Annotated in this window: 20 protein-coding genes; 14 read left to right on the top strand and 6 right to left on the bottom strand. The window is 62.8% G+C overall.

All coding sequences use genetic code 11. The features are described 5' to 3' along the window. Positions 1–40: 40 nt before the first annotated feature. From nuoE to LDZ23_RS08560, 14 genes are all read left to right on the top strand, one after another. Entirely contained in the window at positions 41–526 is a 486-nt protein-coding gene (gene nuoE / locus LDZ23_RS08625) for an NADH-quinone oxidoreductase subunit NuoE (RefSeq protein WP_008341741.1), read from the top strand. After that, complete coding sequence (nuoF, locus tag LDZ23_RS08620; protein ID WP_008341740.1) at positions 523–1,845, top strand: NADH-quinone oxidoreductase subunit NuoF; 1,323 nt, start codon at positions 523–525, stop codon at positions 1,843–1,845. The genes nuoE and nuoF overlap by 4 nt, the downstream gene beginning before the upstream one ends. 59 nt (positions 1,846–1,904) lie before the next feature. Next, entirely contained in the window at positions 1,905–4,244 is a 2,340-nt protein-coding gene (gene nuoG / locus LDZ23_RS08615) for an NADH-quinone oxidoreductase subunit NuoG (protein ID WP_175983175.1), read from the top strand. Positions 4,245–4,246: 2 nt separating this feature from the next. Then, positions 4,247–5,311 (top strand): NADH-quinone oxidoreductase subunit NuoH, encoded by a 1,065-nt coding sequence (nuoH, locus tag LDZ23_RS08610; RefSeq protein ID WP_008341736.1) that lies wholly within the window; start codon positions 4,247–4,249, stop codon positions 5,309–5,311. Between the two features lie 21 nt (positions 5,312–5,332). Beyond that, positions 5,333–5,821: an NADH-quinone oxidoreductase subunit NuoI gene (nuoI, locus tag LDZ23_RS08605; RefSeq protein ID WP_008341734.1), complete on the top strand. Its 489-nt coding sequence runs from the start codon at positions 5,333–5,335 to the stop codon at positions 5,819–5,821. Between the two features lie 154 nt (positions 5,822–5,975). Beyond that, positions 5,976–6,653 carry an NADH-quinone oxidoreductase subunit J gene (locus LDZ23_RS08600; protein ID WP_008341733.1) on the top strand — a complete coding sequence of 226 codons (678 nt, stop codon included), beginning with the start codon at positions 5,976–5,978 and terminating at the stop codon, positions 6,651–6,653. A gap of 20 nt (positions 6,654–6,673) precedes the next feature. Continuing rightward, positions 6,674–6,979 carry an NADH-quinone oxidoreductase subunit NuoK gene (nuoK, locus tag LDZ23_RS08595; RefSeq protein WP_007588140.1) on the top strand — a complete coding sequence of 102 codons (306 nt, stop codon included), beginning with the start codon at positions 6,674–6,676 and terminating at the stop codon, positions 6,977–6,979. A gap of 17 nt (positions 6,980–6,996) precedes the next feature. Then, positions 6,997–9,066, top strand: a complete 2,070-nt coding sequence (gene nuoL / locus LDZ23_RS08590; protein WP_008341714.1) for an NADH-quinone oxidoreductase subunit L — start codon at positions 6,997–6,999, stop codon at positions 9,064–9,066. Between the two features lie 13 nt (positions 9,067–9,079). Further along, on the top strand, positions 9,080–10,579 hold the full coding sequence (locus LDZ23_RS08585) for an NADH-quinone oxidoreductase subunit M (RefSeq protein ID WP_008341712.1): 1,500 nt from the start codon (positions 9,080–9,082) through the stop codon (positions 10,577–10,579). Positions 10,580–10,604: 25 nt separating this feature from the next. Continuing rightward, entirely contained in the window at positions 10,605–12,077 is a 1,473-nt protein-coding gene (gene nuoN, locus LDZ23_RS08580) for an NADH-quinone oxidoreductase subunit NuoN (protein WP_244807408.1), read from the top strand. Next, positions 12,077–12,397 (top strand): DUF2818 family protein, encoded by a 321-nt coding sequence (locus LDZ23_RS08575; protein WP_175983173.1) that lies wholly within the window; start codon positions 12,077–12,079, stop codon positions 12,395–12,397. Before nuoN ends, LDZ23_RS08575 begins: the two co-directional genes overlap by 1 nt. 50 nt (positions 12,398–12,447) lie before the next feature. Next, positions 12,448–13,047 (top strand): NUDIX domain-containing protein, encoded by a 600-nt coding sequence (locus LDZ23_RS08570; RefSeq protein ID WP_244807407.1) that lies wholly within the window; start codon positions 12,448–12,450, stop codon positions 13,045–13,047. Between the two features lie 198 nt (positions 13,048–13,245). Continuing rightward, entirely contained in the window at positions 13,246–13,695 is a 450-nt protein-coding gene (locus tag LDZ23_RS08565) for a DUF1178 family protein (RefSeq protein ID WP_244807406.1), read from the top strand. A 154-nt stretch (positions 13,696–13,849) separates the two neighbouring features. Then, positions 13,850–14,320 carry a MaoC family dehydratase gene (locus tag LDZ23_RS08560; RefSeq protein WP_244807405.1) on the top strand — a complete coding sequence of 157 codons (471 nt, stop codon included), beginning with the start codon at positions 13,850–13,852 and terminating at the stop codon, positions 14,318–14,320. Here the strand turns inward: LDZ23_RS08560 and LDZ23_RS08555 are convergent. From LDZ23_RS08555 to LDZ23_RS08530, 6 genes are read right to left on the bottom strand one after another with little or no spacing between them, the layout of a single operon-like run. Continuing rightward, a complete protein-coding gene (locus tag LDZ23_RS08555; RefSeq protein WP_033535770.1) occupies positions 14,309–15,532 on the bottom strand; it encodes an acyl-CoA dehydrogenase family protein in 1,224 nt (407 codons plus the stop codon). The genes LDZ23_RS08560 and LDZ23_RS08555 overlap by 12 nt on opposite strands. After that, entirely contained in the window at positions 15,529–16,632 is a 1,104-nt protein-coding gene (locus LDZ23_RS08550) for a phosphotransferase (protein WP_244807404.1), read from the bottom strand. Before LDZ23_RS08550 ends, LDZ23_RS08555 begins: the two co-directional genes overlap by 4 nt. A gap of 22 nt (positions 16,633–16,654) precedes the next feature. Next, positions 16,655–17,380: a histidine phosphatase family protein gene (locus tag LDZ23_RS08545; RefSeq protein WP_008341696.1), complete on the bottom strand. Its 726-nt coding sequence runs from the start codon at positions 17,378–17,380 to the stop codon at positions 16,655–16,657. Between the two features lie 4 nt (positions 17,381–17,384). Further along, positions 17,385–18,173, bottom strand: a complete 789-nt coding sequence (locus LDZ23_RS08540) for an oxepin-CoA hydrolase, alternative type (RefSeq protein ID WP_244807403.1) — start codon at positions 18,171–18,173, stop codon at positions 17,385–17,387. Next, positions 18,170–19,711 carry a 3-hydroxyacyl-CoA dehydrogenase gene (locus LDZ23_RS08535; RefSeq protein ID WP_244807402.1) on the bottom strand — a complete coding sequence of 514 codons (1,542 nt, stop codon included), beginning with the start codon at positions 19,709–19,711 and terminating at the stop codon, positions 18,170–18,172. Before LDZ23_RS08535 ends, LDZ23_RS08540 begins: the two co-directional genes overlap by 4 nt. 48 nt (positions 19,712–19,759) lie before the next feature. Then, positions 19,760–20,941: a pyridoxal phosphate-dependent aminotransferase gene (locus tag LDZ23_RS08530; RefSeq protein ID WP_244807401.1), complete on the bottom strand. Its 1,182-nt coding sequence runs from the start codon at positions 20,939–20,941 to the stop codon at positions 19,760–19,762. Positions 20,942–20,972 lie beyond the last annotated feature (31 nt).

The raw sequence follows: 20,972 nt of genomic DNA, 5'->3' as shown, positions 1-20,972 counted from the left end.
GGTTTTCGTTCGGTAGGAATTGAAAGAGTCGTGTCTGAAAATGATCTCAGCTGAAGGCCTGAAAGAAATCGATCGCGCGGTCGCGAAGTATCCCGCCGAGCAAAAGCAATCGGCGGTGATGGCGGCGCTCGCTGTCGCTCAGGAAGAGCATGGTTGGCTCTCGCCCGAAATCATGCAGTTCGTGGCCGATTACCTGAGCATGCCGCCGGTCGCGGTGCAGGAAGTCGCCACGTTCTACACGATGTACGAGCTGAAGCCGGTCGGCAAGCACAAGATCACGCTCTGCACGAATCTGCCCTGCCAGCTCGGCCCGGATGGCGGTTCGGACAGCGCTGCCGAATATCTCAAGCAGAAGCTTGGAATCGATTTCGGCGAGACCACGCCCGACGGCAAGTTCACGCTAAAAGAAGGCGAGTGCTTCGGCGCGTGCGGCGACGCACCTGTGCTGCTCGTGAACAACCATCGCATGTGCAGCTTCATGAGCCGCGAGAAGATCGACCAGTTGATCGAGGAACTTTCGAAATGACGTCACTCCACGATCGTCACATCAAGCCGCTGATCCTCGCTGGCCTCAATGGCGAGAACTGGCATCTCGAAGATTACGTCGCGCGCGGCGGCTACAAGCAGTTGCGCCGCATTCTCGAAGAAAAGATTCCACCCGAGCAGGTGATCGCCGACGTCAAGGCGTCGGGTCTACGCGGCCGCGGCGGCGCGGGCTTTCCGACCGGCCTGAAGTGGAGCTTCATGCCGCGTCAGTTTCCGGGGCAGAAGTATCTCGTCTGCAATTCGGACGAAGGCGAGCCGGGCACGTTCAAGGATCGCGACATCCTGCGCTGGAATCCGCACGCGCTGATCGAAGGCATGGCCATCGGCGCGTATGCAATGGGCATCACCGTCGGCTACAACTATATCCACGGCGAGATTTTCGAAGTCTATCGCGTGTTCGAAGCGGCGCTCGAAGAAGCGCGTCAGGCCGGCTATCTGGGCGCGAACATCCTGGGCTCGGGTTTCTCGTTCGAGCTGTACGCGCACCATGGTTACGGCGCGTACATCTGCGGTGAAGAAACCGCGCTGCTCGAATCGCTCGAAGGCAAGAAGGGCCAGCCGCGCTTCAAGCCGCCGTTCCCGGCGAGCTTCGGCGTGTACGGCAAGCCGACCACGATCAACAACACCGAGACGTTCGCGGCGGTGCCGTTCCTGCTGGAAATCGGCCCGCAGAATTACCTCGAGATCGGCAAGCCGAACAACGGCGGCACGAAGATTTTCTCCGTCTCGGGCGATGTGAACCGTCCGGGCAACTACGAGATTCCGCTCGGCACGCCGTTCTCGACGCTGATGGAACTGGCGGGCGGCGTGCGCGGCAAGTCGATCAAGGCCGTGATTCCGGGCGGCTCGTCCGCGCCGGTCGTGCCGGGCGACATGATGCTCGCGACCGACATGGACTACGACTCGATCGCGAAGGCCGGCTCGATGCTGGGCTCGGGCGCGGTCATCGTGATGAACGAAACGCGATGCATGGTGCGCTCGCTGTTGCGCCTGTCGTACTTCTACTATGAAGAGTCGTGCGGCCAATGCACGCCGTGCCGTGAGGGCACGGGCTGGCTGTATCGCGTCGTGCATCGCATCGAGCACGGTCTCGGCCGCAAGGAAGATCTGGATCTGCTGAACTCGGTCGCCGAGAACATCATGGGCCGTACGATCTGCGCGCTCGGCGATGCAGCGGCGATGCCCGTGCGCGGCATGCTCAAGCACTTCTGGGACGAATTCGAATATCACGTCGAGCACAAGCATTGTCTCGTCGGCGGGCACGCGCATCACGCGCCGTCCGAAGCGCTTACCGCGTAATCAGGCGCGCAGTCAGATGCGCGACAACGCTCGAGAAGGGTTGAGGATCTTTATCCATCATGGTTGAACTAGAAATTGACGGCAAGGCGGTCGAGGTGCCTGAAGGCAGCATGGTGATCCAGGCTGCGCACAAGGTCGATACGTACATCCCTCACTTCTGCTATCACAAGAAACTGTCGATCGCGGCGAACTGCCGGATGTGCCTCGTCGAAGTCGAAAAGATGCCGAAGGCCGTTCCCGCCTGCGCCACGCCGGTATCGAACGGCATGATCGTCCGCACGACGTCGGACAAGGCCGTGAAGGCCCAACAGTCGGTGATGGAATTCCTGCTGATCAACCACCCGCTCGATTGCCCGATCTGCGATCAGGGCGGCGAGTGCCAATTGCAGGATCTGGCCGTCGGTTACGGCAAGTCGCAGTCGCGCTATAGCGAAGAAAAGCGCGTGGTGTTCCACAAGAACGTCGGTCCGCTCATCTCGATGGAAGAGATGTCGCGCTGCATCCACTGCACGCGCTGCGTGCGCTTCGGCCAGGAAGTCGCCGGCGTGATGGAGCTCGGCATGCTGGGCCGTGGCGAGCATTCGGAAATCACGTCGTTCGTCGGCAAGACCGTGGATTCGGAGCTGTCGGGCAACATGATCGACCTGTGCCCGGTCGGCGCGTTGACGAGCAAGCCGTTCCGCTACAGCGCCCGTACATGGGAACTGTCGCGCCGCAAGTCGGTGAGCCCCCACGATTCCGTCGGCGCGAACCTCGTGGTGCAGGTGAAGAACAACCGCGTGATGCGCGTTCTGCCGATGGAGAACGAAGCCATCAACGAATGCTGGATCTCCGACAAGGACCGCTTCTCGTACGAAGGCCTGAACAGCGACGAGCGTCTCACCGCGCCGATGCTGAAGCAGGGCGGCAACTGGATCGAAACCGACTGGCAGACCGCGCTCGAGTACGTCGCGAAGGGCCTGAAGGGCATCAAGGCGGATCACGGCGCGAATGCCATCGCCGCTTTGGCCACGCCGCACAGCACGGTCGAAGAACTGCATCTGCTGAAGACGCTGGCTGAAGGCGTCGGCACGCCGAACGTCGATTTCCGTCTGCGTCAGAACGATTTCTCGGCGCCGGTCGGCGTCGGCGCGCCGTGGCTCGGCACGAAGATCGCGAATCTGTCGACTATCGACACTGCGTTCGTCATCGGCTCGTTCCTGCGTCGCGATCATCCGCTGTTTGCCGCGCGTCTGCGTCAGGCCGCGAAAAACGGCGCGAAGCTCACGTTCCTCAACGCAAGCAACGACGACTCGCTGATCCCGACCGCGCATCGCCTGGTCGCGGCGCCGTCGGCGTGGCTCGATCAGCTTGCGGGCATCGCTGCGGCGGTTTCGGAAGCGCGCGGCGTCGCGCTGCCGGACGCATTCGCGGGTCGCGAAGTGTCGGCCGCGGCGAAGGACGTCGCGGCGTCGCTGTCGGCGGGCGAACAGCGCGTCGTGCTGCTCGGCAACCTCGCGGTTCAGCATCCGGATTTCGCGCAGATTCAGGCGGCCGCCCAGTGGATCGCCGACAATACCGGCGCGACGCTCGGCTTCCTCACGGAAGGGGCGAACTCGGTCGGCGCGCATCTCGTCGATGCATTGCCGGGCGAGGGCGGTCTCAACGCGCGCGAAGTGTTCGAGCAGCCGCGCAAGGGCTACGTGCTCTTCAACGCGGAACCGGAATTCGATACGGCCAATCCGGCGCAAGCCATCGCCGCGCTCAAGGCAGCGGAAATGGTCGTCGTGATGTCGCCGTTCAAGCACGGCATGGACTACGCGGACGTGCTGCTGCCGATCGCGCCGTTCACGGAAACGTCGGGCACGTTCGTCAACGCGGAAGGCACCGCTCAGTCGTTCAACGGCGTCGTGCGCGCGCTCGGCGAGACGCGTCCGGGCTGGAAGGTGTTGCGCGTGCTGGGCACGATCCTCGGCCTGCCGGGCTTCGAGTTCGACACCGCTGACGAAGTGCGTGTCGCGGCGTTGGGCACGGGCGATCTGACCGCGCGTCTGTCGAACAAGACGACGGTGCAGGCCAAGCGCGCTGCATCGAACGTCGTGTTGAACGGCAGCGGCCTGCAGCGTCTCGCCGATGTGCCGATCTATCACGCCGATGCGCTCGTGCGCCGCGCGCCCTCGTTGCATTTGACGGCAGCCGCACGCGATGCGAACGTGGCGGGCCTCCCGACCGCGCTCTTTGACAAGCTCGGTCTGAAGGATGGCGAAGCAGTGCGTATTCGCCAAGGCAATCTGTCGGTGACGTTGCCCGCGGTCCGCGATGCGAATCTCGCGGAATCGGTGGTCCGCGTGTCGGCGGGCACGACGGCTGGCGCCGCGCTCGGCGGCCTGTTCGGTGAACTGGTAGTGGAGAAGGCGTAAAAATGGGCTTGTTCGATACGATCAACGCAGGCGGCACGCAGCTTCTGGGCGTCGCATGGCCGACGGTGTGGGCGGTGGTCCGCATCCTGGTGGTTTCGGTGGTCATCCTGCTGTGCGTGGCCTACCTGATTCTCTGGGAACGCAAGCTCATCGGCTGGATGCACGTGCGTCTCGGCCCGAACCGCGTCGGCCCCGCAGGCTTGCTGCAGCCGATCGCCGACGTGCTGAAGCTTCTGCTCAAGGAAGTCATCCAGCCGACGGCTGCGAGCAAGTGGATCTATGTGATCGCACCGATCATGACCGTGGTGCCGGCGTTCGCCGTGTGGGCGGTGATCCCGTTCCAGGCGAAAGCGGTGCTCGGCGACATCAACGCGGGTCTGCTGTACATCATGGCGATTTCGTCGATCGGCGTATACGGCGTGATTCTGGCGGGTTGGGCGTCGAACTCGAAGTACGCGTTTCTCGGCGCGATGCGCGCCGCGGCGCAGATGGTGTCCTACGAAATCTCGATGGGCTTCGCGCTCGTCGTGGTGCTGATGGTCGCGGGCACGCTGAACATGTCCGACATCGTGCACTCGCAGCAGCGCGGCATGTTCGCGGGCTGGGGCATCAACTTCCTGTCGTGGAACTGGCTGCCACTTTTGCCGATGTTCGTCGTGTACTTCATCTCGGGCATCGCGGAAACGAACCGTCACCCGTTCGACGTGGTGGAAGGCGAATCGGAAATCGTCGCCGGTCACATGATCGATTACTCGGGCATGGCGTTCGCGCTGTTCTTCCTCGCCGAGTACATCAACATGATCGTGATCTCGGCGATCGCAGCGACGCTGTTCCTCGGCGGCTGGGATGCACCGTTCGGCTTCCTGTCGTTCATTCCGGGCGTATTCTGGTTCGTTTTCAAGGTTTTCCTGCTGCTGTCGGTCTTCATCTGGGCGCGCGCGACATTCCCGCGTTACCGCTACGACCAGATCATGCGTCTCGGCTGGAAGGTGTTCCTGCCGGTGTCGGTGATCTGGGTGGTCGTGGTCGGTTTCTGGATCATGTCGCCGCTCAACATCTGGAAGTAAGCGAGCGCGGACGAAAACATCATGAATGCTATTCAGAACTTCTTTAAGACCTTCTTCCTGACCGAGTTGCTCAAGGGTCTTGCGCTGACGGGACGTTACACGTTCCAGCGCAAGATCACGGTGCAGTTCCCGGAAGAAAAGACGCCGATCTCGCCGCGTTTTCGCGGTCTGCACGCGCTGCGCCGCTATGAGAACGGCGAAGAGCGCTGCATCGCCTGCAAGCTGTGCGAAGCGGTGTGCCCGGCGATGGCGATCACGATCGAATCGGAAACGCGCGCGGACAACACCCGTCGCACCACGCGTTACGACATCGACCTGACCAAGTGCATCTTCTGCGGTTTCTGCGAGGAGAGCTGCCCGGTCGATTCGATCGTCGAAACGCACATCCTCGAATATCACGGCGAAAAGCGCGGCGACCTGTATTTCACGAAGGACATGCTGCTTGCGGTGGGCGATCGCTACGAAACGGAAATCGCCGCATCGAAGGCGGCCGACGCGCCTTATCGTTGATATGCGTCCGATGCCCGAGCCTCATGTTCCGGCATCGCACCGTAGCGATTTTGTTGTTGCTGTTTGGCACACTGCGGCGCGCGCCGAGGGCGGCTCCTGTCCGAAAGCGCCGACACACCATGCCTGATGATGGCCTAACGATGAACCGGTAATCATGGAATTCACAACCGTACTGTTCTATATCTTCGCGCTGCTGCTGGTCGTTTCCGCGCTGAAGGTGATCACTTCGCGCAACCCGGTGTCGTCCGCGCTCTTCCTCGTGCTCGCGTTCTTCAACGCGGCCGCGATCTGGATGCTGCTGCAAGCCGAATTCCTCGCGATTCTGCTGGTTCTCGTATATGTCGGCGCCGTGATGGTGCTGTTCCTGTTCGTGGTCATGATGCTCGACATCAACATCGATGTCCTGCGCAAGGATTTCAGGCGCTTCGTGCCGCTCGCGAGCATCGTCGGCGCGATCATCGTGATCGAGACCGCGCTGATCCTTTGGCACGGCTACGGCGGCACGATCACACCCGAAACGTCGACGGCGGTGACGGGCGCAGCGGCGATGTCGAACACGCAACTGATCGGCAAGGTCATCTACACCGACTACATCTTCGCGTTCGAAATCGCCGGCCTCGTGCTGCTGGTTGCGATCATCGCGGCGATCTCGCTCACGATCCGCGACAAGAAGGACAAGAAGACCCAAACCGTCAGCCAGCAGGTCAAGGTGCGCCGCGAAGACCGCGTGCGCCTCGTGAAGATGCAGGCCGAAACGCAGGCGCCCGACGCCTCCACGGAACCTGCCGTGACCGGCAACATCGGCGCGGGCACGGTCGACAACAAGGGCTGAGCGCGAAGGAGAAATCGAATATGTTGAGTCTTGCCCATTACCTCGTGCTCGGTGCGATCCTCTTTGCGATCAGCATCGTCGGCATCTTCCTGAACCGCCGCAACGTCATCATCATCCTGATGGCCATCGAATTGATGCTGCTCGCGGTGAACACCAATTTCGTCGCGTTCTCGCACTATCTGGGCGACGTGCACGGCCAGATCTTCGTGTTCTTCGTGCTGACTGTCGCCGCCGCTGAAGCCGCGATCGGTCTCGCGATTCTCGTGACCCTGTTCCGTAGCCTCGACACGATCAACGTCGAGGACCTCGATCAGCTCAAAGGTTAATTTCAGGCTAGGCTGTTATGTCCACGACACTCAATGAAAACCTCCTGCTCGCGGTTCCGCTGGCGCCGCTTGCCGGCTGTCTGATCGCGGGGCTGTTCGCGAAATGGGTAGGGCGCAAGGGCGCGCATCGCGTCACGATCCTCGGCGTCTTCATCTCGTTCATTCTTTCGGCGATCGTCTTCAACGACGTGATGCACGGCGCGAGCTTCAACGCGACCATCTACGAATGGATGAGCGTCGGCACGCTGAAGATGGAAGTCGGCTTCTTGGTCGACTCGCTCACGGCGATGATGATGGTCATCGTGACCTTCGTCTCGCTGATGGTGCACATCTACACCATCGGCTACATGGCGGACGAGGAAGTCGGCTACGAGCGCTTCTTCTCGTACATCTCGCTCTTCACGTTCTCGATGCTGATGCTCGTCATGAGCAACAACTTCCTGCAGCTGTTCTTCGGCTGGGAAGCGGTGGGCCTCGTGTCGTACCTGCTGATCGGCTTCTACTTCACGCGTGAGAGCGCGATCTACGCCAACATGAAGGCGTTCATCGTGAACCGCGTGGGCGACTTCGGCTTCCTGCTGGGCATTGGCCTGCTGCTCGCGTTCGCCGGTTCGCTGAACTATGGCGACGTGTTCGCGCAGGGCGACAAGCTCGCGACGATGACGTTCCCCGGCACGCAATGGGGTCTGCTGACGGTCGCGTGCATTTGCCTCTTCATCGGCGCGATGGGCAAGTCGGCGCAGTTCCCGCTGCACGTCTGGCTGCCCGACTCGATGGAAGGCCCGACGCCGATCTCCGCGCTGATCCACGCGGCAACGATGGTGACGGCCGGCATCTTCATGGTGACGCGCATGTCGCCGCTCTTCGAGCATTCGGATGCGGCGCTTTCGTTCGTGACGGTCATCGGCGCGATCACGGCCTTGTTCATGGGCTTCCTCGGCGTCGTGCAAAACGACATCAAGCGCGTGGTCGCGTACTCGACGCTCTCGCAGCTCGGCTACATGACGGTCGCGCTCGGCGTCTCGGCGTATCCGGTCGCCGTGTTCCACCTCGGCACGCACGCGTTCTTCAAGGCGCTGCTGTTCCTCGGCGCGGGCTCGGTCATCATCGGCATGCACCACGATCAGGACATGCGCAACATGGGCGGCCTGCGCAAGTACATGCCGATCACCTGGATCACATCGCTGATCGGTTCGCTCGCGCTGATCGGCACGCCGTTCTTCTCGGGCTTCTACTCGAAGGATTCGATCATCGAAGCCGTGAAGTACTCGCATCTGGCGGGCTCGGGCTTCGCGTATTTCGCGGTGGTCGCGAGCGTGTTCGTCACGTCGCTGTACTCGTTCCGTATGTACTTCATGGTGTTCCACGGCGAAGAGCGCTTCCGCGGTCCGAAGCATCCCGACTCGCCGATGGGCCAGGCGGAAGCGCACGGCCACGGTCATGATTCGCACGGTCATCACGACGATCACGGTCACGGACACGCTCACGTCCCGCACGAAACGCCTTGGGTCGTGACGCTGCCGCTCGTGCTGCTCGCGATTCCGTCGATCATCATCGGCGCGATCATGATCGGCCCGATGATCTACGGCGACTTCTTCTCGCACGGCGTCGTGTTCGACAAGGTGATCTACATCGCCGAGAACCACGAAGGCCTGAAGGAAATGGCCGAAGAGTTCCACGGCTGGATTGCGATGGCGCTGCACGGCATCATCACCCCGGGTCCGGTGTGGCTCGCGGCGCTCGGCGTGATCGTCGCGTGGTTCTTCTACATGAAGCGTCCGGACCTGCCGGCGGTTGTCGCGCGCACGTTCCGCCCGATCTACGTGCTGCTCGACAACAAGTACTACTGCGACAAGATCAACGAGGTCGTGTTCGCGAAGGGCGCTGTCGCCATCGGCCGCGGCTTGTGGAAAGAGGGCGATGTGGTCGTCATCGACGGCATCGTCAACGGCAGTGCGCGGTTCATGGGCTGGTTCGCCGGTGTGATCCGCTTCCTTCAATCCGGTTACATCTATCACTACGCGTTCGCCATGATTATCGGCATGTTGGGGCTCTTGACCCTGTTTGTGACGCTCGGCGGCAAATAAGGCGAGGGATCCTATGCACTCTTTTCCGATTCTCAGTGTCGCGATCTGGCTGCCGATCGTTTTCGGCCTGCTCGTGCTCGCAGTTGGTAACGACCGCAACCCGGCGCCCGCGCGCTGGGTCGCGCTGGTCGGCTCGGTGCTCGGGCTGATCGTCACGATTCCGCTCATCACCGGCTTCGATACGTCGACGGCCGCGCTGCAGTTCGTCGAACAGTCGAACTGGATCGAGCGCTTCAACATCACGTATCACCTCGGCGTCGACGGCATCTCGATGTGGTTCGTCGTGCTGACCGCGCTCATCACGGTGATCGTCGTGATCGCCGGCTGGGAAGTGATCACCGAGCGCGTGTCGCAGTACATGGCCGCGTTCCTGATCCTCTCGGGCATCATGATCGGCGTGTTCTCGACGGCGGACGGCCTGCTGTTCTACGTGTTCTTCGAAGCCACGCTCATTCCGATGTACATCATCATCGGCGTGTGGGGCGGCCCGAACCGCGTGTATGCGGCGTTCAAGTTCTTCCTGTACACGCTGGCCGGCTCGCTGCTGATGCTGGTCGCGCTGCTGTACCTCTACACGCAGACGCACACGTTCGATCTGGCGACGTGGCAAGCCGCGAAGCTCGACATGACGCCGCAGGTGCTGCTGTTCATCGCGTTCTTCCTGGCGTTCGCCGTGAAGGTGCCGATGTGGCCGGTGCACACGTGGCTGCCGGACGCGCACGTCGAAGCGCCGACGGGCGGTTCGGTCGTGCTGGCGGCGATCATGCTGAAGCTCGGCGCGTACGGTTTCCTGCGCTTCTCGCTGCCGATCGCGCCGGACGCGAGCCATTTCCTCGCGCCGGTGGTCATCACGCTGTCGCTGATCGCGGTGATCTACATCGGTCTCGTCGCGATGGTGCAGTCCGACATGAAGAAGCTCGTCGCGTATTCGTCGATCGCGCACATGGGCTTCGTCACGCTCGGCTTCTTCATGTTCGGTGCGTCGAGCCAGCTCGCGGTCGAAGGCGCGATCATCCAGATGATCTCGCACGGTTTCGTATCGGGCGCGATGTTCCTTTCGATCGGCGTGCTGTACGACCGCGTGCACTCGCGCCAGATCGCAGATTACGGCGGCGTCGTGAACACGATGCCCAAGTTCGCGGCATTCGTGATGCTCTTCGCGATGGCCAACTGCGGCCTTCCGGGTACCTCGGGTTTCGTCGGCGAATTCATGGTGATTCTGGCAGCGGTGAAGTACAACTTCTGGATCGCTTTCCTCGCGACGTTCACGCTGATCCTCGGCGCGGCCTACACGCTGTGGATGTACAAGCGCGTGTACTTCGGCGCGGTCGCGAACGACCACGTCGCGAAGCTCAAGGACATCAACGGGCGTGAATTCCTGATGCTCGCCATCCTTGCGCTGTTCACGCTGTACATGGGCCTGCATCCGAAGCCCTTTACCGACGTGATGCACGAATCCGTGGCAAACCTGCTCTCCCACGTCGCGCAGTCCAAGCTGCCGCTGGCTCAGTAACGTCGTGCGGAGGAACTAAAAGATCATGCAAAACGCCTCTATGAGTATTCTTTGGCCTGACGCGGTCCTGATGGCGTCGGTCGTTCTGGCCTGGCTCAACGACACGATGTTCGGCCCGAAGAGCCGCGGCACGACGTATCTGATCGCGCTCGTGTCGACGATCGTCTGCGGCGTGTGGTTCGCCGTCACCGCGCTCGACCCGACGCCGCATTTCTTCTTCACGCGCATGTATATCGTCGATCCGTTCGCGAGCGCGATGAAGGCGGTGGTGTGTCTCGGCTACGCGGTGTCGATCATCTACTCGAAGAAGTATCTGGAAGACCGCGACCTGTTCCGCGGCGACTTCTTCCTGCTCGGCCTGTTTTCGCTGCTCGGCCAGTGCGTGATGATTTCGGGCAACAACTTCCTGACGCTGTATCTCGGCCTCGAACTGATGTCGCTGTCGCTGTACGCGGTGATCGCGCTGCGCAAGGACGTGCCGCAGTCGAACGAGTCGGCGATGAAGTACTACGTGCTCGGCGCGCTCGCATCCGGCTTCCTGCTGTACGGCATCTCGATGATCTACGGCGCGACCGGCTCGCTCGATCTGAACGAAGTGCTGAAGACCGTCGCATCGGGCCGCATCAACGACGCCGTGCTGCTGTTCGGCGCGATTTTCATCGTTGCGGGCGTGGCGTTCAAGATGGGCGCGGTGCCGTTCCACATGTGGGTGCCTGACGTCTACCAGGGCGCGCCGACTGCGATGACGCTGCTCACCGGCGGCGGACCGAAGGTCGCGGCGTTCGCGTGGGGTCTGCGCTTCCTGGTGATGGGCCTCTTGCCGCTCGCGGTGGACTGGCAGGAAATGCTCGTGATCCTCGCGGCGCTGTCGCTGATCGTCGGCAATATCACGGGTATCGTGCAGAAGAACATCAAGCGGATGCTGGCTTACTCGGCCATCTCGAACATGGGCTTCGTGCTGCTGGGTCTGCTCGCCGGCGTGGTCGACGGCAAGCTGACGGGTGCGGCGGGCGCATACAGCTCGGCGATGTTCTACAGCATCATCTATCTCGTCACGACGCTCGGCACCTTCGGCGTGGTCATGCTGCTCGCGCGCCGCGACTTCGAAGCCGAAATGCTCGAAGACTTCAAGGGCCTGAATCAGCGCAGCCCGGTATTCGCCTTCGTCATGATGATCATGATGTTCTCGCTCGCCGGCATCCCGCCGACGGTCGGCTTCTACGCGAAGCTCGCCGTGCTCGAAGCGACGATGAACGCCGGTCTCACATGGCTCGCCGTCCTCGCCGTGATGACCTCGCTCGTGGGCGCGTTCTACTACCTGCGCGTCGTCAAGCTGATGTACTTCGATGCGCCGACGGACGCATCGCCGATCGTCGCCGGCGGCCTGAACCGCTCGCTGCTCGCGTTCAACGGCCTGGCCGTTCTGGTGCTCGGTCTGGTGCCGGGTCCGTTGATGAGCGCGTGCCTCACGGCGATCTCGCATACGCTGCCGCTGTAATGTCGGCGGCAGGCTGGTTCATCGTGCTGTTGGCGCTCGTTCTCGCCAACGTGCCGTTCCTGAATCAGCGCCTCTTCGCCATCGTCCCGTTGCCGCTTCCGGCGTCGACGGGACGCAAGGCGGCGAAGAAGAGCGCGTGGATTCGCATCGGCGAGCTCGTCGTTCTTTACTTTGTGGTCGGTGCGCTCGGCTTCATGCTCGAAGCGCGCGCCGGCAACCGATTCGATCAGGAATGGCAGTTCTATGCCATTACCTTCAGTCTCTTCGTCGTGTTCGCCTTTCCGGGCTTCACGTATCAATATCTCGTCAAACGCCGCTGACCGCTTCGTGCTGTCAGCGGCTTGTTTGCTTCAACAGCACAGGGCTCAAGATGGCAGATCATTCCTCGATTCCCGGTAACGACGACGGCCTCATCGAAAAGAAGGTCGAAAGCGTCACGCTGCACGAGGGCAAGTTCCTCACGCTGAAACGCGATACCGTTGAATTGCCCGATGGCAAGCACGCGACGCGCGAGTTCGTCGAGCATCCCGGCGCGGTGATGATTCTCCCGGTCTTCGACGACGGACGCGTGCTGCTCGAACGCCAGTTTCGTTATCCGGTGGGCCGCGTGCTGCTCGAATTTCCGGCGGGTAAGCTCGATCCGGACGAAGACGAGCTGACGTGCGCGAAACGCGAGTTGCAGGAAGAGACGGGTTACACCGCGCGTGAATGGACGTTCCTCACGCGAATCCATCCGGTGATTTCGTATTCGACCGAGTTCATCGACATCTATCTTGCGCGCGGCCTCGATGCCGGCGATGCGAAACTCGACGAAGGCGAATTCCTCGAGACTTTCGTCGCCGACGAAGCGCAGTTGATGGCCTGGGTGAAGGACGGCAGCATCAGCGACGTGAAGACGATCATCGGCGTGTTCTGGCTGGAGAAGATCCGCTCGGGTGAGTGGAAGCCTGGTGAGTCGATCGAGGATTGAGCGCTCGTCACACGGATGCGTGCAAAAGCGGCCTCGATGGCCGCTTTTGTCGTTTTTGCGTCGTCGAAGGCGCCCTTCGGGCCGAGCGGCTAGAATGAGTAGTTCAGCGTTTGACGGCCACTGCACATTCCTGCAGATTTGCGAACGACCGTTCATAAAGCGCGTTTTTGAGATAAACTTCAACGAAGCCCCATCAGCATGAAGGTCCTCGATTTAAAGTGCTCGCACGATCACCGGTTCGAAGGCTGGTTCGCCTCGACCGAAGAGTTCGAGTCGCAATTGTCGCGCAAGCTGGTTGCTTGTCCGGTTTGCTCGGCGACCGATGTGAGTCGTATGCCGTCCGCGCCACGCTTGAATTTGTCGTCCGCGCGAGGTGAGGCGGCTTCCCAGCCTGCGCGGGCGCAAGCCGCGCCTGAAGCGGCGGCATTGCAGGCGCGCGCGCTGCAATTCATGCGCGAGCTGATCGAGAAGACCGAAAACGTGGGCGACCGGTTTGCCGACGAGGCGCGGCGCATTCATTACAACGAGGCGCCGGCGCGCAACATACGCGGCGTCACGACGCCCGAAGAGACGCACGCGCTGCTCGAAGAAGGGATCGACGTGATGCCGTTGCCTGTTCCGGACGCGCTGAAAGAGCCGCTGCAGTAACGTTCTTGCGCGGTGTATTTTCGGGCTCCGGAAGGGGCCGTGAAGGAGACACTGCGCATGGACCTCAGTTTTTCTCACCGACGCCAGTCCTCCGTGCGTTCTGCGCGACCGTGTTCTCCGTTGTCAGAATTTGCCGCCACGTAAAGGAGAACGCATGACCTACGCTTTTGAGGATTTCGAAATCGGCAGCGCCGTGACGCTGGGCGCGCACACGTTCACGAGAGAGGAGATCGTCGGATTTGCGGAGCGTTACGATCCGCAACCGTTTCATCTCTCGGAGGCGGCGGGCGAGGCGTCGCATTTCGGCGGGCTCGTCGCGAGCGGCTGGAACACCTGTTCCGCGATGATGGGCATCCTCGTGCGCGACATGTTGCGCGGTTCGACCTCGATGGGCTCGCCCGGTCTCGACAACATCCGCTGGATCAAGCCGGTGCGCGTCGGCGATAGCGTGCGCCTCACCGTGCGCGTGCTCGACAAGCGCGTGTCAAAGAGCAAGCCGGATCGCGGCATCGTGCAGACGCGCTGGGAAGCGCACAACCAGAACGGCGAGCTCGTGCTGACCGTCGATTCCGCCGCGCTTTTCGGCCTGCGCAATCCTGTCGATCCGGGCGCGTCAGCCGCCTGACGCGTATTTCCCGAGTTCGAGCTTCGCGATCGCATTTCGATGCACTTCGTCGGGGCCGTCGGCTAAACGCAGCGTGCGCGCCGATGCATACGCATAAGCAAGCGGAAAGTCGTCGCAGACGCCTCCCGCGCCGTGTGCCTGGATCGCCCAGTCGATGACCTGGCACGCGACGTTCGGCGCGACGACCTTGATCATCGCGATTTCGCCGCGCGCGCCCTTGTTGCCGACGGTGTCCATCATGTACGCGGCCTTGAGCGTCAGAAGCCGCGCCTGCTCGATCATGATGCGCGCCTCGGCGATACGCTCCTGCGTCACGCCATGCTGCGCGATCGGCTTGCCGAACGCGACGCGCGCGAGTGTGCGTCTCGTCATCAACTCGAGCGCGCGTTCGGCGAGTCCGATCAGACGCATGCAATGATGGATGCGCCCGGGCCCGAGCCGCCCCTGCGCGATTTCGAAGCCGCGTCCTTCGCCTAACAGCATGTTCGTCGCGGGCACGCGCACGTTGTCGAGCGTGATGTCCATATGGCCGTGCGGCGCGTCGTCGTAGCCGAAGACGTTCAACGGCCGATGCACCGTGATGCCGCTCGCATCGGCGGGCACGAGAATCATCGATTGCTGCGCGTGTTTCGGCGCGTCGGCGTCGGTCTTGCCCATCACGATATACACCTTGCAGCGCGGATCGCCCGCGCCCGACGACCACCATTTGTGGCCGTCGATCACGTAGCTGTCGCCGTCGCGCGCGATGCTGCAGCGGATGTTCGTCGCATCCGATGACGCAACTTCCGGCTCCGTCATCAAAAACGCCGAGCGGACTTCGCCGCGCAACAGCGGCTCGAGCCATTGGGCTTTTTGCGCATCGGTGCCGTAGCGTTCGATGGTTTCCATGTTGCCCGTATCGGGCGCGCTGCAATTGAAGACTTCGGGCGCCCACGGCACGCGACCCATGATTTCGCACAAGGGCGCGTATTCGAGATTCGTCAGCCCCGCGCCACGCGCCGATGCGGGCAGGAAGAGGTTCCACAGTCCCTCGGCGCGCGCTTGCTCCTTTAAGCCTTCGATGAGGCGCGTCGGAATCCACGCGTTGCCAGCCGCGCGATTCGCCGCGATCTCATCGGCGTAAGCGCCTTCGTTGGGATAGATGTGCGCGTCGAAGAAAGCGAGCAGCTTCTCGCGCAACGCCTGCACCTTGGGCGTGTAGTCGAAGTTCATGCGCTTGTCCCCACTTTTTGTGCGTATGTCCACGCGAGTTCGGCCATCGGCCGCGCGCGCTTGCCCGCATCGACGGCTTGCGCGCTTGCGGCGGTGCCATCGACGACGCGCTTCATGATGCCCTGCAGGATCGCGGCGATGCGGAACATGTTGTAGGCGAGATAGAAGTTCCAGTCGCCTTCGATTGCGAAGCCGGTGCGCTCGCAATAGCGCTTCACGTACGCGGCTTCGCCGGGAATGCCGAGCGCCGCCCAGTCGAGTCCGGCGATGCCGCGAAACTGCGATGGGTCGACATGCCACGCCATGCAGTGATACGCGAAGTCGGCGAGCGGATCGCCGAGCGTCGACAGTTCCCAGTCGAGCACGGCGAGCACGCGCGGCTCGGCCGGATGAAAGATGAGATTGTCGAGCCGGAAGTCGCCGTGCACGACGCTGACTTTCGGTTCGCGGGACGCGGGAATATGCCGCGGCAACCAGTCGATCAGGCGATTCATCGCGTCGATCTTCTCGGTTTCGGACGCGACGTATTGCTTGCTCCAGCGTCCGATCTGCCGCTCGAAATAATTGCCCGGCTTGCCGTAGCCCGATAACCCGGCGGCCTCGACATCGACGGTATGGAGCGCTGCGATCACGCGATTCGTTTCGTCATAGATCGCGGCGCGCTCGACGGGCGTCATGCCGGGCAACGACTGATCCCACAGCACGCGGCCCTGGACGAACTCCATCACATAGAACGCGCGGCCGATCACGCTTTCGTCCTCGCATAACGCGAGCATGCGCGCGACGGGAACGTCGGTGGCGGCGAGCGCGTGCATCACGCGATACTCGCGCTCGATCGCATGCGCAGACGGCAAGAGTTTCGCCGCGGGTCCGGGCTTCGCGCGCATCACGTAACTGCGCGCGGGCGTGACGAGCTTGAATGTCGGATTCGACTGGCCGCCGGCAAATTGTTCGATGGTCAACGGGCCGTCGAAGCCATCGACGTTCGCCGCGAGCCACGCTACGAGCGCATCGGTATCGAAACGCTGTTTGTCCTGCACGGGCCGCGTTCCTTCGAACGCGGAGAAATCGGACTGCTTTTGCGTCTCGTTGTTCTGCATCGTCTCCTCCGGACTGCGGTTTTCAGTTCATGTCGCCGGCCTTGTAGCGAACGAATTGGGCGTAGAGCAGTTCCATCGTCGTATTGCGCACGTCGGCGTGCAGCGGCGAGGGCGGCGAATGATTGATCGCGTGCACGACCCAGTCGGCCGGCTTGTCGCCGACATCGAGCGCGTTGATGCAGCCCGTCGCCTGCGACAGATGCCCGAAGAACGCGCGCCCGCCCGCGGTGATCGCGTGCGAGAGCAGCGCGCGATTGACGCCACCGTGCAGCACGAGCAGCGCCGTGTCCCACGATCGATCTTCACGCAGACGCGCGACCGCAGGCAGCACGCGGTCGAGCAATTCGCCGATGGTTTCGCCGCCGAGGAATTGCGTCTCTTCCGGCACGACGCCGTCGAACACCGAGAGAAACGCGCGCTCGATGTCCGACACCGTCAGATCCTTCAGCTTGCCGCCGCGAATTTCCTGCCACTCGGGCCACACTTCGATGTCGATGCTTTGCCCCGTCGCGTCGAGCACGCGTTGCGCGGTTTCGATCGTGCGCGGCAATCCGCTCGCAATCACGCGATCGAAGCGCACGTTCTGCGCGGCGAACTCGCGGCCCGCGGCGCTCGCTTCCTCGCGTCCGCGCTCGTTGAGCGGCACGCTTTCGGGATCGATCGCGCGGCCGCTGTCGTCGAAATAGGTGACGTCTCCATGACGCATCAGAAAGATGCGCCGGCGCTTCGGCAATTCGTAGTGAGCCATGAGCTTAGCGATAGTTCGGCTGGCGCTTTTCGAGGAACGCGGTGATGCCTTCGAGCGCGTCGCCGTGATGCAGCGCATCGACGAAACTGTCGCGCTCCATGTCGAGATGCGCGGCGAGCGGCTGCAGCTCGGCGGCGTTGATGAGCGACTTGATGCGCGCCATCGCTTTCGGCGACACGCTGCCGAGATCGTCGGCCCACGCGATAGCCGCATCGAGCGCGATGCCTTTCTTCGTCAGCCGGTTCACGACGCCGACTTCATGCAGCCGCGCCGCGCCGATCGGCTTCGCTTCGAGCAGCACTTCGCTCGCGAGCGTGCGCGGCAGCGTGCGTGACAGAAACCACGATGCGCCGCCATCGGGCGTCAGGCCGACGCGTGCATACGACATGACGAATCGGGCGTCATCGGCGGCGACGATCAGATCGCACGCGAGCGCGAGCGAGAAACCCGCGCCGGCCGCCGCGCCTTCGACGGCGGCAATGACCGGTTTCGTCGATGAGCGCAACGCGCTGATCCATTCCGCCAGCAGATCGATGCTTTCGCCTTGCACCGACGGATCCTTCGCGCGGTTTTCCAGCAGGCGATTCAGATTGCCGCCCGCGCAGAAGAAGTTGTCCGCGCCGGTCAGCACGATCGCGCGCACGCTGTTGTCGCGCTCCGCCGTGTTCAACGCCTCGATGCCGGCCGCGTACATGTCCGGATGCAGCGCGTTGCGCGCGCCGGGATTGGACAACTTGAGCACGAGCGTGGTGTCGCTGCCCGCAGGACAGTCTGTCAGAAGTTCGGCGCTCATCTGAGCTCCTCGGTATGGGTAAGCGAAAGTCCGAGCTGCGCGCGCCGCGTGAGCCACGGCGAGGGCCGGTAGCGCGGATCGCCGAGCGCGGTGCAAATGTTGCGCAGGATCGTGAGGATCGTCGTCGCGCCGAGCGTATCGCCGAGCGCGAGCGGACCTTGCGGATAGCCCAGGCCGAGCATCACGGCGAGATCGATGTCCTCGGGCGTCGCGATGCCTTGCTGCGCGATATCGCAGCCGATATTGACGATCGTCGCGACGACGCGTTGCGCGACGAAGCCGGTCGAATCGCGGATAACGGAGACCGGCACGCCGTCGAAAGCGAGGAGGGCGTGCGCGGCGTCGCGCATCTCGGGCGAGGTCGCGGGCGTCGTCATGATCGTGCGGCGCGCGACCGTATCGAGCGGGAAGAGCGTATCGACGGCGACGACGCGCGTCGCATCGAGATGCTCGTTGACCGCGGCGGTGGTCGCATCGAAACCGAGCGGCGTCACGATGATGAGCGAATCCGGCTCCGGCGTGTGGCCCGCGTCGATGTGCACCGAGCAATCGCATTTGGCGATCAGCTTCAGCACTTGCTCGCGTCCTTCGTGCGATGCGCGGCTGATCCACACGCGCGTCGGCAGTTCGGTCGGCGCGGCGGGTTCGGGCGGCACGTCCTGCTTGCCATCGACATAGCGATAAAAACCTTCGCCTGCCTTGCGCCCGATGAGCCCGCCCGCGAGCCGCGTGCCCGTGATCGGCGACGGCTTGAAGCGCGGCTCCTCATAGAACTGGTGATAGATCGACTCCATCACCGGATGCGATACATCGAGCGCGGTGAGATCGAGCAGCTCGAACGGTCCGAGCCGAAAGCCTGCCTGCTCGCGCATGATGCGGTCGATTTCCGCGAAGCTCGCGACGCCTTCGCTCGCCACGCGCAGGCCTTCGGTGTTCATGCCGCGCCCGGCGTGATTGACGATGAAGCCCGGCATGTCCTTCGCGCGCACGGGCGTATGACCCACGCGGCGGGCGAGGTCCATCAATGCGTCGCCTGCGCGCGGGTCGCCGCGCAGTCCGTCGATGACTTCGACGACGCGCATCAACGGCACCGGGTTGAAGAAGTGAAAGCCCGCGACGCGCTCCGGATGCGCGCATCCGGCGGCGATCGCGGTGATCGAAAGCGACGACGTGTTCGACGCCAGAATGCAGCGCTCGCCGACCACGGCTTCGAGCTCGCGAAACAGTTCGCGCTTGAGGTCGAGGTTCTCGACGATCGCCTCGACGATGGCGTCGCAATCGGAAAGCTCGCCCGTGTCGCCCGCATCGCGGATGCGCGCGAGCGCCGCGTGCGCGTCGGCTTCCTTGAGCTTGCCTTTCGCGATGAGCTTCGCGAACGTGTCCGACAGATACTCGCGCGCCGCAGCGAGCGCTTTCGGATTCGTATCGTAGATGCGCACGCTGAGCCCGCCGAGCGCCGCGATCTGCGCGATGCCGCGCCCCATCGCGCCGCTGCCGACGATGCCGAGCGTTTCGATCTTGAAGTCTTGCGTACTCATGTTCCGTTCGACTCCTCGTTGTGGCGGTTATGGCGCGTGCGCCGCGGTTCAAAGCTTCGCGAGACGTTCCAGCGCGAGTGCGAGCGTTTCTTCCTTTTTCGCGAAGCAGAAGCGCACGACGCCCGATTCATGGCTCTCGTGATAGAACGCCGAAACGGGAATCGCCGCGACGCCGATCTCGCTCGTGAGCCATTGCGAGAACTCGGCTTCGGGCATGTCGCTGATCTTCGAATAATCGACGCACTGGAAGTAAGTGCCTTCGGACGGCAACAGCGAGAAGCGCGTCTTCGCGAGACCTTCGCGGAAGAAATCGCGCTTCTTCTGATAGAACGCGGGCAGTTCGAGATACGGTTTCGGGTCTTCGAGATAATGCGCGAGACCGATCTGCATCGGCGTGTTCACGGTGAACACGTTGAACTGATGCACCTTGCGGAATTCGGCCGTCAACGCGGCGGGCGCGGCCACATAGCCGACTTTCCAGCCGGTCACATGAAACGTCTTGCCGAAGCTCGACACGACGAAGCTGCGTTTCGCCAGCTCCGGATAGCGCGACACGCTTTCGTGCGGCGCGCCGTCGTAGACCATGTGCTCGTAGACTTCGTCGGAGACGATCAGCACATTGGTGTCGCGCACGATCTCTTCGAGCTTCTTCATGTCCTCCGCGCGCCACACGCGGCCGGTCGGATTGTGCGGCGTGTTGATCATGATGAGGCGCGTCCTCGGCGTGATCGCGGCGGCGATCTTGTCGAAGGGCAGCGCGTAGTCGGGCGCTTCGAGCGACACGAACACCGGCTTGCCACCCGCGAGTTCGATCGACGGCACATAGCTGTCGTACATCGGCTCGATGACGATGACTTCATCGCCCGGATGCACGCAGCACAGGATCGCCGTGAGCAGCGCCTGCGTCGCGCCGGCGGTCACGGTGATTTCGGTGTCGGGGTTATACGCGCGGCCGTAGAGCGCGTCGATCTTGCGCGCGATCGCCTGGCGCAACGGCGCGGCGCCCGCCATCGGCGGATATTGATTGTGGCCGTCGCGCATGGCGGCCGCGACGGCATCGACGATGCGGGCGTCGCAATCGAAATCGGGGAAGCCCTGGCCGAGATTCACCGCGCCTTTTTGCGTGGCGAGCGCGCTCATCACGGTGAAGATGGTCGTGCCCACGTTGGGCAGACGCGACGGGAAGGAAAGTTCGGGCGGTGTCGGCGGCAATTCGTGCGTCGTGTTCATGGTCGGATGGGCGTTGAATTTGGCTCGCGAC

The sequence above is a fragment of the Caballeronia zhejiangensis genome, assembly GCF_022879815.1.
Taxonomy (GTDB): Bacteria; Pseudomonadota; Gammaproteobacteria; order Burkholderiales; family Burkholderiaceae; genus Caballeronia; species Caballeronia zhejiangensis.
This window is presented reverse-complemented; position numbering and strand designations above follow the sequence as displayed.

Coding starts and splice junctions, on each gene's coding strand:
- nuoE (WP_008341741.1), top strand. CDS start 41: ATGATCTCAGCTGAAGGCCTGAAAGAAATCGATCGCGCGGTCGCGAAG.
- nuoF (WP_008341740.1), top strand. CDS start 523: ATGACGTCACTCCACGATCGTCACATCAAGCCGCTGATCCTCGCTGGC.
- nuoG (WP_175983175.1), top strand. CDS start 1,905: ATGGTTGAACTAGAAATTGACGGCAAGGCGGTCGAGGTGCCTGAAGGC.
- nuoH (WP_008341736.1), top strand. CDS start 4,247: ATGGGCTTGTTCGATACGATCAACGCAGGCGGCACGCAGCTTCTGGGC.
- nuoI (WP_008341734.1), top strand. CDS start 5,333: ATGAATGCTATTCAGAACTTCTTTAAGACCTTCTTCCTGACCGAGTTG.
- LDZ23_RS08600 (WP_008341733.1), top strand. CDS start 5,976: ATGGAATTCACAACCGTACTGTTCTATATCTTCGCGCTGCTGCTGGTC.
- nuoK (WP_007588140.1), top strand. CDS start 6,674: ATGTTGAGTCTTGCCCATTACCTCGTGCTCGGTGCGATCCTCTTTGCG.
- nuoL (WP_008341714.1), top strand. CDS start 6,997: ATGTCCACGACACTCAATGAAAACCTCCTGCTCGCGGTTCCGCTGGCG.
- LDZ23_RS08585 (WP_008341712.1), top strand. CDS start 9,080: ATGCACTCTTTTCCGATTCTCAGTGTCGCGATCTGGCTGCCGATCGTT.
- nuoN (WP_244807408.1), top strand. CDS start 10,605: ATGCAAAACGCCTCTATGAGTATTCTTTGGCCTGACGCGGTCCTGATG.
- LDZ23_RS08575 (WP_175983173.1), top strand. CDS start 12,077: ATGTCGGCGGCAGGCTGGTTCATCGTGCTGTTGGCGCTCGTTCTCGCC.
- LDZ23_RS08570 (WP_244807407.1), top strand. CDS start 12,448: ATGGCAGATCATTCCTCGATTCCCGGTAACGACGACGGCCTCATCGAA.
- LDZ23_RS08565 (WP_244807406.1), top strand. CDS start 13,246: ATGAAGGTCCTCGATTTAAAGTGCTCGCACGATCACCGGTTCGAAGGC.
- LDZ23_RS08560 (WP_244807405.1), top strand. CDS start 13,850: ATGACCTACGCTTTTGAGGATTTCGAAATCGGCAGCGCCGTGACGCTG.
- LDZ23_RS08555 (WP_033535770.1), bottom strand. CDS start 15,532: ATGAACTTCGACTACACGCCCAAGGTGCAGGCGTTGCGCGAGAAGCTG.
- LDZ23_RS08550 (WP_244807404.1), bottom strand. CDS start 16,632: ATGCAGAACAACGAGACGCAAAAGCAGTCCGATTTCTCCGCGTTCGAA.
- LDZ23_RS08545 (WP_008341696.1), bottom strand. CDS start 17,380: ATGGCTCACTACGAATTGCCGAAGCGCCGGCGCATCTTTCTGATGCGT.
- LDZ23_RS08540 (WP_244807403.1), bottom strand. CDS start 18,173: ATGAGCGCCGAACTTCTGACAGACTGTCCTGCGGGCAGCGACACCACG.
- LDZ23_RS08535 (WP_244807402.1), bottom strand. CDS start 19,711: ATGAGTACGCAAGACTTCAAGATCGAAACGCTCGGCATCGTCGGCAGC.
- LDZ23_RS08530 (WP_244807401.1), bottom strand. CDS start 20,941: ATGAACACGACGCACGAATTGCCGCCGACACCGCCCGAACTTTCCTTC.